The sequence below is a fragment of the Reyranella sp. genome (assembly GCF_965249915.1).
In the GTDB taxonomy this organism is placed as follows: domain Bacteria; phylum Pseudomonadota; class Alphaproteobacteria; order Reyranellales; family Reyranellaceae; genus Reyranella.
The window spans coordinates 1,349,561-1,363,950 of sequence record NZ_OZ252257.1 but is presented as its reverse complement, the minus strand read 5'-3'; the positions used below and the strand labels follow the sequence as shown (position 1 = coordinate 1,363,950).

Genomic DNA, 14,390 nt, shown 5'->3' with positions numbered 1-14,390 from the left:
TAGTGACAAACAATCGCGCGGGCGTGCCGAGGTTGCCCCACCTTCTCGGCATCGAAGGTCTTTCGCCTGAAACGATTTCGGGCTTGCTCGACCTATCTGAAACCTACATCGACCAGAACAGGTCCGTGGACAAACGGCGCGACAGGCTCGCCGGCCGCACGATCATGAACCTGTTCTTCGAGAATTCGACGCGCACGCGGACGAGCTTCGAGGTCGCCGCCAAGCGGCTCGGTGCCGACGTGATCAACATGGATGTCGCCACCTCGTCCGTCCGCAAGGGCGAGACCCTGCTCGACACGGCGATGACGCTCAACGCCATGCGACCCGACGCCATCGTCGTGCGCCACCACGAATCCGGCGCCGTCAATCTCTTGTCTCAGAAGGTCAACTGCGCCGTCATCAACGCCGGTGACGGCCAGCACGAGCATCCGACCCAGGCGCTGCTCGACGCGCTGACCATCCGACGACGACGCGGCAGCCTCGAAGGTCTTCTCGTGGCGATCTGCGGCGACATCATGCACAGCCGCGTGGCGCGCTCGAACATCCACCTTCTGCAGATCATGGGTGCGCGCGTGCGCGTGGTCGGACCGCCGACCCTGATGCCGACCGACATCGACAAGATGGGGGTCGAGGTTCACTACAGCATGAAGACCGGCCTCAAGGACGTCGACATCGTCATGATGCTGCGGCTGCAGACCGAGCGGATGCAGGGCTCGTTCGTCCCCTCGATCAGCGAATACTTCCATTTCTTCGGCCTCGACCGCGCCAAGCTGCAATACGCCAAGCCCGATGCGCTGATCATGCACCCCGGCCCGATGAACCGCGGTGTCGAAATCGACTCGGAAGTCGCCGACGATCTCGACCGCAGCGTCATCCACGAGCAGGTCGAGATGGGCGTCACCGTTCGCATGGCCTGCCTCGATGCCCTGATCGGCGGACAGCGTAACCAGTTCGGAGCCGTGGCATGAGCGGCAAGATCGACAAGACCGCACCGCCGCACGCGGGCTCGACCGCCTATATCAACGCCCGCATCGTCGACCCGACCGCCAACACCGAGTATCTCGGCGCCGTCCTGATCAGCGACGGCAAGATCGCCGATTTCGGCCCCAACCTCTTCGCCTCGGGCGCGCCCTACGGCATCCAGTCGGTCGACTGCCGTGGCTACTACCTCGCCCCCGGCCTGGTCGACACGCGCGTCCACACCGGGGAACCCGGCGAGGAGCACAAGGAGACGCTGGAAAGCGCCGGTGCCGCAGCCGCGGTGGGCGGCATCACCTCGATGGTGCTGCTGCCCGACACCGAGCCGCCGTTCGACGACGCCTCGCTGATCGAGTTCGTGGCCCGCCGCGCCCGCCAGGTGAAGCTGGCAAACATGTATGCCTACGGCGCGCTGACGGTAGGCCTCGAAGGCAAGGAACTGGCCGAGATCGGCCTGCTCGCCGAGGCCGGTGCCGTGGCCTTCACCGATGCGGACCATGCCGTCGCCAGCGCCCAGGTCATGCGTCGCGCCCTCTACTACGCCAAGACCTTCGACGCCCTCATCGTCCACCTGCCGCAGGAGCCGACACTGTCCGGCGGCACCATGACGAACGGTGCGATGGCGACACGGCTTGGCCTGTCCGGCTGTCCGCCGCTCGCCGAAGTGATGATGGTCGAACGCGACATCAGGCTCGCCGAGATGACCGGTGGCCGCATGCATCTCACCAAGATCTCGACGGCGGAGTCGGTCGAGGTGATCGCGGCCGCCAAGGCGCGCGGCCTCAGGATCACCTGCGATACCGCCGCGCCCTACTTTGCGCTGAACGATCTCGCCGTCGGCGACTATCGCACCTTCGGCAAGCTGGTGCCGCCGCTGCGCGCCGAGAAGGACCGGCTGGCGGTCGTCGAAGGGCTGAAGGACGGCACGATCGACGCCATCGTCTCCGATCACCGGCCGCAGGATCAGGACAGCAAGCGCGTGCCCTTCGCCCAGGCGGAGCCGGGCGGCATCGGACTGGAGACCCTGCTGGCGATCTCGCTGGAACTGGTGCACGGCGGCCATCTCACCCTGCCGCGGCTGTTCCAGCTCCTCTCGTCGACACCGGCGTCGCTGTTCGGCCTGCCGGCCGGCAAACTCGCCAAGGGTGCGCCGGCGGATCTGGTGCTGTTCGACGCCGACTATGCCTGGAAGATCGATCGCGACGATCTCTGGAGCAAGACCAAGAACTCGCCGTTCGACGAGCGCCCGGTGCAGGGCCGCGTCATGGCCACCATCGTCGGGGGGCGGACCATCTATCGCGACGACAGTTTCGTGACGGCGGCCGCTCTCGCCTAACGGCCGCCTTCAATCGGCCATTTGGTCTGATATGGTCGTTTCGTCTTTCAACGGGGAACCGATGATGCTCCGGCACTCACTTCTTCTCGGCGTCGCGTCCGTCGCGCTCGCCGGCACCGCCCACGCCCAGCAGCGCGGCGGGTCGCGCGACGACCTTCTGGATGCGCTGACGCGCCATATCCAGATCTGCGGCGAGATGACGGAAACCCAGGCGCGCCTGTCCTGCTACGATCGCCTGCAGACCCAGGTCGGCGGCGTGCAGGCGCCGGCAGCGGCGCCCGCCGCCGCGATACCCGCCCCGACCCCGACGCCGCTGCAGGCGACGCCCACTCCGCTTTCGCCGATGCCGAGTACCGGCTCGTCGATCAATGCCGCCCCGCTGGCCCCTCAGCCGCTGGGCGTGCCGGGTGGCGGCACGGCGACCCTGGGGAGCCCCCAGCCGCTCGGCGCGCCCGCGTCCTCCGGACCGGCGCCCTACGATCCCAACGCGGCGTTCGATCCCAGCCAGTCCACCTACCGGCCGCCGGAGGCCATGGGTCCGAAGCCGCAGCCGCAGGCCCGCCGCAGCGGCCCGCGCCCGGTGCCGAACTTCGCCACGCCGCAGCCGCTGGTCACCATCGGCGCCAACAACCTGACCTACGGGCCGTCGCGCTACTGGCAGGTCACGATCGTGCTGAAATCCAACATCCAGCGCGCGGTCGAAACCCAGGCGGTCTGCACCTTCATGAACGGCAGCCGCGCCCTGGAGGATGCCTATTACGGTCCGGTATCGATCCAGCCCGGCGAGCAGATCACGACGGAACTGATCGGACCGCCGACCACGGCCTATGTCGATTCGACGAACTGCAGGCTGCTGAGCCCGTAAGGACGCGGCCATGGTCTCGACCCTCATCCTGATGGCTGGCCCGTTCCTGATGGGCTACCTCATGGGCTCGATCCCGTTCGGCCTCCTGTTGACGCGAGCGGCCGGCCTCGGCGACATCCGCAATGTCGGTTCCGGCAATATCGGCGCCACCAACGTGCTGCGCACCGGCCGCAAGGGACTGGCCGCGGCGACGCTGCTGCTCGACGCGCTGAAGGGCGTCGCGGCCGTGCTGATCGCCGACCAGGTCGGCCAGCTTCCGGCCGTCGGTGCCGCCGCGGGCGCCGTGCTGGGGCACATGTTTCCGGTGTGGCTGGGATTCAAGGGCGGCAAGGGCGTCGCCACGACGCTCGGGGTCATGTGGGGCCTGTCCTGGCCGGTCGGCGCCATCGCCTGCGCGGCCTGGCTGCTGTTTGCCGCCGCCTTCCGCTACTCTTCCCTGGCCGCCCTGCTCAGCGTCGTGATCGCCGCGATCGCCGCCTGGTTCCTCACCGATCCGCGCGCCGCGATGCTGCTCACGCTCCTCGTGCCGCTCGTCTGGGTGCGCCACCACGAGAACATCGCGCGCCTGCTCAACGGCACGGAGTCCAAGATCGGAGGCGGCAAGAAGCAAGCGGCCTGATTACTTTTTCGCGGCCTTGCCCTCGTAGCGCTTCGTCCACTCCGCGAGGATGCGCGTGCGGTTCTCCGAAGCCCAAGCGAAGTCGTTCCTGATCATCGACTCGGCGACGCCCGCCGGATAATCGGGGATGTTGCTGGCGATGCCGGCCATCGCGACCTGGCTGACGAACGAGGCATAGAGTTCGTTGGCGCGCCGGCTGGCCGCGAAATCCATGAGGCGGCGCGCCGCTTCCGGCTTCTTGGTGCCGCGCAGGATCGCCGCGGCATCCATGTCCCAGCCGCCGCCCTCCTTCATCATCAGCCCGTCGATCGGGGCTCCCTTCTGCCGGGCGCTGGCGGCCGCCAGCTCATAGGAGATCCCAACCGGGAATTCGCCTGCCGCCGCCTGACGGCAGGGGCGCGTGCCGGAATGCTCATAGACCGCGATGTTGTCGTGGAGCCTGTCCATGAACTCCCAGGCCCTCGCCTCGCCGAACATCTGGATCCAGGCCGAGACGTGAAAGTAGCCCGTCCCTGAGGAGGCCGGATGGGGCATCGTGAGCTTGCCCTTGAAGCGCGGATCCAGCAGGTCGAACCAGGATTGCGGCTTCGGCAGCGAGAGCTTCCCCGCCTCGATGGTGTTGAAGCAGACGGCAGCCACCCAGGCTTCCATGCCCACCCAGGCGGGCGGGTTTGCGGGGTCGCGAAAGGCGGGCTTGATCGCCGCCAGGTTCTTCGGCGCATAGGGCTCGAGCAGACCACGCTGGTCCAGCAGCAGCATCGACGTGACCGCCAGCCCCCAGATCGCGTCGGCACGCTGCTGTCCCTGCTCGGCCAGGATCTTCGCCGTGACCACGCCGGTCGAATCGCGATTCCACTGGATCTCGATATCGGGATTCTCCGCCTCGAACGTCCTCTTGAAGTCGTTGAGGTTCTCGATCTCGAGAGTCGAGTAGACCTCCAGGCGCGTACGGTCCTGCGCCATTGCCGCGGATGCCGCCAGCATGCCCGCGATCGCCGCCCACCATCTCGTCATCGCACGTTCCCTCAAAACATTCCGCCGGGCGCAGGGTCACGGCGTCACATGGCTCATATATGCATCCTGCCGGTGCAGGTCGCTGCCATTCCTGTCATAGCAGCGGCGCATGAGCGTTTCCCCGTCCCGCAGCCTGCCGTGGGCATTGATCGGCGCCGCCTGCCTGGGGTCGTTCGCCGCGACCTCGAGCGGCACAACGCGGGCGCCGTTTCTTCTGGAAATGTCTCACGACCTCGATGTCGCAATGCCGCTCGTCGCCAACCTCGTTTCGCTGACGGCGACCGCCTGGGGCCTCACCTCGGCACTGGGCGGCTGGATGTCCGACGTGATCGGTCGGCGGTCGATTCTGATCGCCGCGCCCTTGGCGCTTGCCCTCACCCTGGTCGCCCAGGCGGCCGCCGGGTCGTTCTTCTGGGTCGCCGTATGGGCGGCCGCGGGCGGCGGCTGCGCCGGCGCCTTCACCGGAGTCGTCTTCGCCGAAGTCTCCTCGCGCGTGCCCGACAGTCAGCGCGGCCGCGCGCTGGGATGGGTGATGAGCGGCCAATCGCTGACGCTCGTCGTCGGCATACCGATGGCGGCAGCCGTCGGCGCCCTCATCGGCTGGCGCGGCTGGCTTCTCTGCGTCGCCGGCCTCTCGATCGCCGCCGTGCTGAGCCTGTTCCTCACCCTGGGGCGCGGCAGCGGCGGCCGCACGCGCGGCGCGGCGCAGCGCCCCTCGATGCGCTCGGCCCTCTCGCCGCGGGTCCTGGGGCTCCTCGGCACCGGAGTCGCCGAGCGCATCTGCTACGGGCTCGCCGTCGTCTATTTCGCCACCTTCATGCAGGTCACCTATCACATGACCCTGCTCGAACTCGCCCTCCCGCTGGTCGTGTTCGCGCTGGGCAATGTCGCGGGCACGGTGTTGGGCGGCCAGCTCGCAGACCGGCTGCGCGACCGGCTGCTCACCTTCGCCATTGCCATGGCGCTCTCCGGCGTCGCGGCGCTGCTTCTCTTCACCTGGCATCCCGGCCCGTTCGTCTCCGTGACGGTGGGCTTCTTCTATGTGCTGCTGAACGCCTTGGGGCGGCCTTCGTACATGGCGGCGCTCGCATCGGTCCCGGAAGATGTAAGGGGCACGGTGCTCGGCCTCAACGGCACCTCGGCCAGCGTGGGCTGGATCGGCGCCGCCGCCCTCGGTGCCGTCATGATCGGCTGGGGCGGCTTCGAAGGCTTCGGTCCGCTGATTGCCCTGCTGGCGCTGCTTGGCGCGGCGGGCGCCCTGCTCAGCCGCCGCAGCCGATCCTGACGGGTCGATTGCTACTATCGGTTGTTTTACACGCAGATATCACTCGCATAAAGTCGACCTCATGTTTGACGGTTCTGACCCTAGCGACATCGCCCCGGCGGAGCGCCGGGCCCGGCTGAGGCTGGCGCGCAGCGCACGGGTGGGCCCCATCACCTTCCACGAGGCGCTGGCGCATTTCGGATCGGCGCGCGCCGCCTGCGCCACCCTGGCGACGGTCTCCGAGACTGCGATCGAACGCGAAGAACAGGCGGTCGCGGCGCTGGGAGGGCGCTTCCTGGTGATCGGCGACGCCCACTATCCGGCCGCGCTGGCCGCCCTGCCCGACGCCCCGCCGGTCCTGTCGATGCTCGGCGATCCCGGCCTGCTCGGTCGCCCGACCCTGGCGATCGTGGGCGCCCGCGAAGCGTCACTGGCAGGACGCCACTTCGCGGCCGAACTCTCTTCCACTCTGGGCGCGGCTGGCTTCGTCATCGCGTCCGGTCTCGCCCGGGGCATAGATGCGGCCGCCCACGAGGCGGCGCTCGACACCGGCACGGTGGCCGTCCTGGCCTGCGGCGTGGATCAGGTCTACCCGCCGCAGAACGCTGCCCTCCAGAAAGCCATCGGTGCGCACGGCCTGATCCTGAGCGAGGTGGCGCTGGGCGCACCGCCGATCGCGCGCGCCTTCCCCCGGCGCAACCGGATCGTGAGCGGCCTCTCGGCCGGGATTGTCGTGATCGAGGCGGCTGCACGGTCGGGCTCGCTGATCACTGCCCAGCGCGCCGCCGAACAGGGCCGCGAGGTGTTCGTGGTGCCGGGCTCTCCCATGGATCCGCGATACGCCGGGTCTAACAGCCTCATAAAAGATGGGGCCATTCTGGTCCGTGACGCCAACGATATTCTGAGCGTCCTGGGTCGACCCGCGACTGACCGGCAACTCGTTGAAAAAACAACCCGAATCTCGGATGACACAGATACTGCACGAGTGGTGCAGGCGCTGGGCGCCGTGCCCACTGCGGTTGACGAACTGGTACGCCGATGCCAAGTGTCCGCCGCCTTCGTAGCGGAGGTTCTCATGGCTCTCGAGCTGGAGGGCCGCTTGGAGAGGCACCGGGGAAACCGTGTATCTCTGATATAAATCAGGGGTTTAGCTCCCGGTCTTTGTTGTCGAACCTGGAGCATTTTCCGGCGATGGACGTACTGGTCGTCGAGTCCCCGGCCAAGGCTAAGACCATTGGGAAATACCTTGGCCCCGGTTTCACCGTGCTGGCCTCGTACGGTCATGTCCGCGACCTTCCTCCCAAGGATGGCTCGGTGCGGCCCGAGGAGGACTTCGCCATGGACTGGGAAGTCGACGCCCAGTCGCAGAAGCGCATCGACGCGATCGCCCAGGCCGTCACCAAGGGCGGCAAGCTCTACCTCGCCACCGACCCGGATCGCGAAGGCGAAGCCATTTCCTGGCACGTGCTCGACATCCTGCAGCACAAGAAGGCGCTGGCCGGCGTCGACGTGAAGCGCGTCACCTTCAACGCGATCACCAAGAAGTCGGTCCTCGACGCGGTGGCCAATCCGCGCGACCTCGACCAGCCGCTGATCGACGCCTACCTGGCACGCCGTGCGCTCGACTATCTCGTGGGCTTCACGCTCTCGCCCGTGCTGTGGCGAAAGCTGCCGGGCAGCCGTTCGGCCGGCCGCGTCCAGTCCGTGGCGCTGCGTCTGATCTGCGAGCGCGAATCGGAAATCGAGGTTTTCAAGACCCGCGAATACTGGACGGTCGATGCCTATTTCGGCACGGCCAAGAAGCAGGTGCTGAAGGCCCGCCTTACCCATCTCGACGGCCGCAAGCTCGAGAAGTTCGACCTCGACACCAAGGAGCGCGCCGAGCAGGCCAAGCTCGAGATCGAGCGCCGCGCCTTCGCCGTCGCCTCCGTCGACCGCCGCCAGGTCCGGCGCAACCCGCCGCCCCCCTTCATCACCTCGACCCTGCAGCAGGAAGCATCGCGCAAGCTGGGCCTCGGCGCCGCCACCGCCATGCGCATCGCCCAGCGCCTGTACGAAGGCGTCGACATCGGCGGCGAAACGGTCGGCCTCATCACCTACATGCGTACCGATGGCGTGCAACTCGCGCCCGAGGCGATCGGCCAGACCCGCCGCCTGATCGAGACCAAGTACGGCGCCGACTATGTGCCGGCGAGTCCGCGTGTCTATACGTCCAAGGCCAAGAACGCCCAGGAAGCGCATGAAGCGGTCCGCCCGACCGACCTCTTCCGCACGCCGCAGGACGTCGCCGCCTATTTGGACAAGGACCAGCTCGGCCTCTACGAACTGATCTGGAAGCGCACCGTCGCCAGCCAGATGGAAAGCGCCGTGCTGGACCAGGTGACGGTCGACATCGCCAGCGGCGACAAGACCGTCCAGCTTCGCGCCACCGGCTCGGTCGTGAAGTTCAACGGCTTCCTCACGCTCTACGACGAGGGCCAGGACGACAAGAGCGACGACGAAGAGACCGGCGCCATCCTGCCCGACGTTGCCGAAAACGAGGCGATGGACCGGCGCGAGGTCGTGCCGGAACAGCATTTCACCGAGCCGCCGCCGCGCTATTCGGAAGCCAGCCTGGTCAAGAAGCTCGAGGAGCTCGGCATCGGCCGTCCCTCGACCTATGCCAGCATCATCGAGGTGCTGCAGCGCCGCAATTACGTGCGCATCGACCGCAAGCGGTTCATTCCCGAGGATCGCGGCCGTATCGTCACCGCGTTCCTCCAGACCTATTTCCCTCGCTACGTGGAATACGGCTTCACCGCCCATCTCGAGGAAGAGCTCGACGATATTTCCAGCGGCAAGATCGACTGGCACGAGGTCCTGCGCGAGTTCTGGAAGGCCTTTTCCGCCGCCGTCGGTGAGACCAAGGACCTACGCGTCAAGGAAGTGCTGGACAAGCTCGACGAGGAGCTGGGCCCCCACTTCTTCCCGGCCAACGACAATGGCGGCAAGAACCCGCGCGATTGCCCGTCCTGCGCGAACGGCCGACTGGGCCTCAAGCTCGGCAAGTTCGGCGCCTTCATCGGCTGCTCCAACTATCCGGAATGCCGCTTCACGCGGAAACTCGGCATCGTCGATGCCGACGCCGACGCGGCAAGCGGCGAGAGTCTTGACGGCCCAAAGATCCTGGGGATCGATCCTGTCACCGGCAAGCAGGTGACGCTGCGCAAGGGCCCCTATGGCCTTTACGTCCAGCTCGGCGAACCGGAGGGCAAGGAGAAGCCCAAGCGCCAGTCGCTGCTGCGCGACATGACGCCGGCCGACCTGACGCTGGAGAAGGCGCTGGCGCTGCTCTCGCTGCCGCGCGAACTGGGGCCGCATCCCGAGGATGGCGAAGTCATCCTGGCCGGTGTCGGCCGCTTCGGCCCCTACGTGAAGCACGGGCCGAAATACAAATCCGTCCCGTCCGACGAGAGCGTCCTCGACATCGGCATGAACCGCGCCGTGGCCCTGCTGGCCGAGGCGAAAACTCCCCGCGGCCGGGCCGTGGTCAAGCCGATCCGCAGCATCGGCAACCACCCGTCCGACGAGGCGCCGGTCGAACTCTATGACGGCCGCTACGGGCCCTATGTGAAGCACGGCAGCGTCAACGCCACGGTGCCGCGCGACATCAAGCCGGAAGAGCTGACGCTCGACCAGGCGGTCGCGCTTCTGGCCGAACGCGCCGCCAAGGGCGGAGGCAAGAAGCCGAAGGCGGCACGGCCCAAGAAGGCGCCAGCCGCAGCGGCCAACGACGCCGGCGACAAGCCGAAGGCGAAGAAGGCCGCGGCCAAGAAGAAGCCTGCTGCAAAGAAAAAGAAGGCGGCCAAGGCGAAGGACAAGGACGACGCCCCGCCCCGTACCGGTACCGATGGCTAAGGGCAAGGTTCCGACCCGCGACGAACTGCTGGCCTTCATCCGCGACAGCGAGACGCCGGTTGGAAAGCGCGAGATCGCCCGCGCCTACGGGCTCAAGGGCGACCAGCGCATCGAACTCAAGGAACTGCTGCGCGACCTGCGCGATGCCGGCGAAATCACGCCGGATCGCGCCAAGACCTTCCGTCATCCCGAGTCGCTGAGCGACATGATCGTGCTCGAGATCGTCTCGGTGGACGGCGACGGCCATCTCCTGGCCGTGCCGCGCCGTCACGACGACGACAAGGACGGCCCGCCGCCGCGCATCGAGGTCTCCGCGCCGGCGTCGCGCACCGTGCCTGCCCCGGCGGTCGGTGACCGCGTGCTGGCGAGCATGAAGCGCCGCGGCAAGAATACCTACGAGGCGAAAGTCGTTCGCCGGCTGGGCAGCGGACCGAAGAAGATCCTCGGCCTCTACGAAGAACCGCCCGGCCGCAACGGACTCGGCCTCGTCACGCCGACCGATCGCAAGCTGCGCCGCGAATTCGACGTGCGCCCCACCGACAGGAACGGCGCACTGCCCGGCGACATCGTGTGGATCGAGGAGACCGGCGGCGCACTCGCGCGGCGAGCGCGCATCGTCGAGCGCATCGGCCCGATGAGCGATCCGCGCACCGTCAGCCTGATCTCGATCGCCACCAACGACATTCCCGTCGACTTCCCCGAAGCCGCGATCGAGGAAGCCGACAAGGCCAAGGCCGCGCCGATGGGCCACCGCCTCGACCTGCGCGCCGTGCCGCTGGTGACGATCGACGGCGAGGACGCCCGCGACTTCGACGATGCCGTGTTCGCCGAGCCCGATCCCGACCATCCCGGCGGCTGGCACATCCTCGTCGCCATCGCCGACGTCGCCTGGTACGTGCGCCACGACCGGCCGCTCGACCGCGCCGCCTATCGCCGCGGCACGTCGGTCTACTTTCCGGATCGCGTCGTGCCGATGCTGCCTGAGCAGCTCTCCAACCACTGGTGCTCGCTGGTGCCGCACGAGGATCGCCCCGTGCTGGTGGCCGAGATGTGGATCGACGCCGAGGGTCATCTCAAGCGCCACAAGTTCCACCGCGCGATGATGCGCTCGGCCGCCCGCCTCACCTACAACCGCGTGCAACGTGCCATGAACGGCACGCCGGACGCCGAGATCGAGCCGCTGATGGACGCCGTCGTGCGGCCGCTCTACGGCGCCTACCGCGTCCTGCTGGCGGCGCGCGAAGCCCGCGGCGCGCTCGACCTCGACCTGCCGGAGCGCCAGGTGACGCTGGGCAAGGATGGCCATATCGCCACGATCGGCGTGCGCGAGCGTCTCGACAGCCACAAGCTGATCGAGGAATTCATGGTGCTGGCCAACGTGGCGGCGGCGCAGGCGCTGGAGCAGCGCCAGGCCCCCTGCCTCTATCGCGTCCACGATCAGCCCGATCTCGCCAAGCTCGAAGCCTTGCGCGAGTTCCTCGGCACGCTCGGCATCAAGGTCCCGACTGGCCAGCGGCTCCGCCCGGCCGACCTCAACCGCGTCCTGCACGAGGTCGCCGACAAGCCGGTTTCCCAGCTCGTCAGCCAGACCGTCCTGCGCAGCCAGAGCCAGGCCGTCTACAGCCCCGACAATCTCGGCCATTTCGGCCTCGCCCTTGCGCGCTATGCCCACTTCACCTCGCCGATCCGCCGCTTCCCCGACCTGATCGTGCATCGTGCGCTCATCGCCGCCTACGGGCTGGGCGAAGGCGGCCTCTCCACCGAGGACAGGGGTCGCTTCACCGAGTTCGGCGAGCATCTGTCGATGTGCGAGCGTCGCGCGGTCGCCGCCGAGCGCGGCGCCATGGACCGCTACGTCGCGGCGTTCATGGCCGGCCATGTCGGGGCCGTATTCCCCGGCCGCGTGAATGGCGTGACCCGCTTCGGCCTGTTCGCCACGCTCGAGGGCACCGGTGCCGACGGGCTGATTCCCATCCGCTCGCTGGGGCAGGAGTTCTTCCGCCACGACGAGGGACGGCAGGTCCTGATCGGCGAACGCACGGGCGAGACCTTCGGCCTGGGCGACCGGTTGCAGATCAAGCTTGTCGAGGCCGATACCGCCACCGGCGGCCTGCTGTTCGAGATCGTCGACGTGATCGAACGTGTGGAGCGACAAGCCGCGCCCCGCAGCTTCCGTTCGCCACAGGGCAGAGACGGTAACGGGCCGCCGCGGCGTCCGGTCGCGCATCGCGGGCCGTCACGGGACAAAGGGTCACGCCGACGCAAGTAGATGCTAGGCCCATCTTGCTTGCATGGATGACGAACACGCTCCGGTTGATTTCTGGACCGCCCTGATGCGGGGCTGGCACGGCCGATGCCCGCGCTGCAATCAGGGCCGGCTGTTCAGCAGCTACCTGAAGATGAAGGGCCATTGCGAGGTCTGCGACCTGGCGCTCGAACCCTATCGCGCCGACGACGCGCCGGCCTATTTCACCATTTTCGTCGTGGGCCACATCGTCGTGCCGCTGGTCCTGCTGGTCGAGCGCTGGGGGACCGAGCCCCCCCTGTGGGTCCATGCCCTTCTGTGGCTTCCCCTGTCCGTCGTCTTGGCGCTTTTTTTGCTGCCGCGCATCAAGGGTGCCGTAATTGCGCTGCTTTGGGCCCAGAAAATGGGTTCTCACAAGGCTGCGGCGACCGGAAGCCTCGACCGCTCAGCCTGATCGACGTGGCCGCCCGCCGACGGCCTGTGCTATGGTCCTGCCGCCGGATATGGATGTGCCTCAATTCCCTTTTCTGCGCTTGACGCTGCCGCGCGCGATCCTGTCGCTGCTGGCGGCCTGTCTGGTCGTGTCGTGCGCGACCTCGCCCGACACGCCGAGCCCCCAGGCTGACGCTCGCGCTCCCGCCGCCGCCGATGCCGGCATCGAACGAGTCGTTCTCCAGGCGTACCGAGCCATCGGCGACCGCCATCTCTACGAGCCCAACTTCCGAAATCTGTCGGTCGAGGCCTATCGGGGCTTCGCCAGCAGCGATTCGACGCTCGCCCTCGAGGCCAGCGACGGCAGCCTCACGGTGAAGCGCAACGGCAAGGAAATCGTGAGCCGCCCTGCTCCTGCCGACACGACGGACGGCCGCGCCTGGGGCAACACACTCACTGAATTGATGGCCGGGTCGATCGAGGCTTCCCCCGCTCTGCAACAGGTCGACCGCCAGGTTCTGATCCGCCAGGCGATGGCGGCCACGACCAAGCAACTCGACCGCAACAGCCGCTATGCCGACCCCGATGAAGCGAAGGACAACCGGTTCCAGCGCGACGGCGGCGGCGGCATCGGCATCACCGTCGAACGGACCGACGAGAAGAAGATCCTGATCCGCGCGGTCCAGGACGGTTCGCCGGCCGCCAAGGCGGGCGTGCAGGTCGGCGACCAGATCCTGGCCATCGATTCCGACTCGATGATAGACCGGCCCTTGTCCGACGTCGTGTCGAAGCTGCGCGGCGCGGTCGGCGCGCCGGTGAACATGACCGTGCTCCGCCCGTCCCAGGGCGCCGAACTCACCCTGGCGATGAAGCGCAGCCGCATCGTCCCGACCACGGTCGTCTATGAGCGCCGCGGCGACGTGGCGCTGATCCACCTGACGGGGTTCAACACCGCGACGACGGACAATCTCCGCGCCGCCCTCGACAAGGCAAAGGCCGAGATCGGCAAGGACCTGGCCGGCCTCATCATCGACATGCGCTCCAACCGCGGCGGCCTGCTCGACCAGGCGCAATCGGTCTCGGAAGTGTTCATCGCCGATGGCACGATCTTCTCGACCAACGGCCGCCATCCCGACAGCAAGCGCACCTACCGCAGCTCCAACGGCCGCGCCAACGGCAATCAGCTGCCGATCGTCGTGCTGATGAACGGCGGCTCCGCCTCGGCCGCCGAAATCGTGGCGGCGGCACTGCAGGATCGCGGGCGCGCCGTGGTTATCGGCACCACCAGCTACGGCAAGGGCACCGTCCAGACCGTCGTCCGGCTGGCCAACGAGGGCGAGTTGATCCTCACCTGGTCACGTCTGCAAGCGCCGTCCGGCTACACCTGGAACGAGCTGGGCGTGCTGCCCAACATCTGCACCTCCAAGGTCGGCGATGCGAGCAAGCTGGGCGTGGCGTCGGTCGATTCGAACCACACCTCGCTGATGCGCTGGCACGCGCTGCGCAATCCGACGCCTCAGGAAGTGTCCGACCTCCGCAAGATCTGCCCGCCGGGCGAATCCGCCCCGGAAGCGGATGTCGACCTGGCCGTCCGCCTGCTGCGCGACCGGGCTCTTTATGCCCATGCCGTGCAATCTGCGACCTTCCAGGCGGCTGCCCGACCCTAGCCCTTTTCATGGCTCGGCGCTTGACACGCCAGCCCTGCCGACTACTTTGCGCGCCTCTGCGAATTCGCCCTCC

The 14,390-nt window shown here is 67.7% G+C and carries 11 protein-coding genes; 10 read left to right on the top strand and 1 reads right to left on the bottom strand.

Going from position 1 to position 14,390, the window contains the following annotated elements:
- The first annotated feature begins 2 nt into the window (after positions 1–2).
- From ACP15H_RS06680 to plsY, 4 genes are all read left to right on the top strand, one after another.
- A complete protein-coding gene (locus ACP15H_RS06680; protein WP_425065419.1) occupies positions 3–968 on the top strand; it encodes an aspartate carbamoyltransferase catalytic subunit in 966 nt (321 codons plus the stop codon).
- Positions 965–2,314 (top strand): dihydroorotase, encoded by a 1,350-nt coding sequence (gene pyrC, locus ACP15H_RS06675; RefSeq protein ID WP_425065418.1) that lies wholly within the window; start codon positions 965–967, stop codon positions 2,312–2,314. The genes ACP15H_RS06680 and pyrC overlap by 4 nt, the downstream gene beginning before the upstream one ends.
- A gap of 61 nt (positions 2,315–2,375) precedes the next feature.
- Positions 2,376–3,179 (top strand): hypothetical protein, encoded by an 804-nt coding sequence (locus tag ACP15H_RS06670; RefSeq protein ID WP_425065417.1) that lies wholly within the window; start codon positions 2,376–2,378, stop codon positions 3,177–3,179.
- A gap of 10 nt (positions 3,180–3,189) precedes the next feature.
- The gene (plsY, locus tag ACP15H_RS06665; protein ID WP_425065416.1) at positions 3,190–3,798 is read left to right on the top strand and encodes a glycerol-3-phosphate 1-O-acyltransferase PlsY; all 609 of its coding nucleotides are present in this window, start codon (positions 3,190–3,192) and stop codon (positions 3,796–3,798) included.
- On the opposite strand, the gene ACP15H_RS06660 is transcribed toward plsY, so the two are convergent.
- The gene (locus ACP15H_RS06660) at positions 3,799–4,812 is read right to left on the bottom strand and encodes a putative 2-aminoethylphosphonate ABC transporter substrate-binding protein (protein ID WP_425065415.1); all 1,014 of its coding nucleotides are present in this window, start codon (positions 4,810–4,812) and stop codon (positions 3,799–3,801) included.
- Positions 4,813–4,921: 109 nt separating this feature from the next.
- Between ACP15H_RS06660 and ACP15H_RS06655 the strand changes: the two genes are divergently transcribed.
- The 6 genes from ACP15H_RS06655 (at position 4,922) to ACP15H_RS06630 (ending at position 14,317) form a co-directional block, all read left to right on the top strand.
- Positions 4,922–6,097 carry an MFS transporter gene (locus ACP15H_RS06655; RefSeq protein WP_425065414.1) on the top strand — a complete coding sequence of 392 codons (1,176 nt, stop codon included), beginning with the start codon at positions 4,922–4,924 and terminating at the stop codon, positions 6,095–6,097.
- A 61-nt stretch (positions 6,098–6,158) separates the two neighbouring features.
- Positions 6,159–7,214: a DNA-processing protein DprA gene (gene dprA / locus ACP15H_RS06650; protein WP_425065413.1), complete on the top strand. Its 1,056-nt coding sequence runs from the start codon at positions 6,159–6,161 to the stop codon at positions 7,212–7,214.
- Between the two features lie 53 nt (positions 7,215–7,267).
- Complete coding sequence (gene topA, locus ACP15H_RS06645) at positions 7,268–9,973, top strand: type I DNA topoisomerase (protein WP_425065412.1); 2,706 nt, start codon at positions 7,268–7,270, stop codon at positions 9,971–9,973.
- On the top strand, positions 9,966–12,242 hold the full coding sequence (rnr, locus tag ACP15H_RS06640) for a ribonuclease R (RefSeq protein ID WP_425065411.1): 2,277 nt from the start codon (positions 9,966–9,968) through the stop codon (positions 12,240–12,242). The genes topA and rnr overlap by 8 nt, the downstream gene beginning before the upstream one ends.
- 22 nt (positions 12,243–12,264) lie before the next feature.
- Entirely contained in the window at positions 12,265–12,672 is a 408-nt protein-coding gene (locus ACP15H_RS06635; protein ID WP_425065410.1) for a DUF983 domain-containing protein, read from the top strand.
- Between the two features lie 79 nt (positions 12,673–12,751).
- Complete coding sequence (locus ACP15H_RS06630; protein ID WP_425065409.1) at positions 12,752–14,317, top strand: S41 family peptidase; 1,566 nt, start codon at positions 12,752–12,754, stop codon at positions 14,315–14,317.
- The last annotated feature ends 73 nt before the right edge of the window (positions 14,318–14,390 follow it).

What these genes read in the sequence shown, in the direction of transcription:
- ACP15H_RS06655 (WP_425065414.1), top strand. Translation starts at nt 4,922, where the DNA reads ATGAGCGTTTCCCCGTCCCGCAGCCTGCCGTGGGCATTGATCGGCGCC.
- ACP15H_RS06670 (WP_425065417.1), top strand. Translation starts at nt 2,376, where the DNA reads ATGATGCTCCGGCACTCACTTCTTCTCGGCGTCGCGTCCGTCGCGCTC.
- ACP15H_RS06660 (WP_425065415.1), bottom strand. Translation starts at nt 4,812, where the DNA reads ATGACGAGATGGTGGGCGGCGATCGCGGGCATGCTGGCGGCATCCGCG.
- topA (WP_425065412.1), top strand. Translation starts at nt 7,268, where the DNA reads ATGGACGTACTGGTCGTCGAGTCCCCGGCCAAGGCTAAGACCATTGGG.
- ACP15H_RS06635 (WP_425065410.1), top strand. Translation starts at nt 12,265, where the DNA reads ATGGATGACGAACACGCTCCGGTTGATTTCTGGACCGCCCTGATGCGG.
- dprA (WP_425065413.1), top strand. Translation starts at nt 6,159, where the DNA reads ATGTTTGACGGTTCTGACCCTAGCGACATCGCCCCGGCGGAGCGCCGG.
- pyrC (WP_425065418.1), top strand. Translation starts at nt 965, where the DNA reads ATGAGCGGCAAGATCGACAAGACCGCACCGCCGCACGCGGGCTCGACC.
- plsY (WP_425065416.1), top strand. Translation starts at nt 3,190, where the DNA reads ATGGTCTCGACCCTCATCCTGATGGCTGGCCCGTTCCTGATGGGCTAC.
- rnr (WP_425065411.1), top strand. Translation starts at nt 9,966, where the DNA reads ATGGCTAAGGGCAAGGTTCCGACCCGCGACGAACTGCTGGCCTTCATC.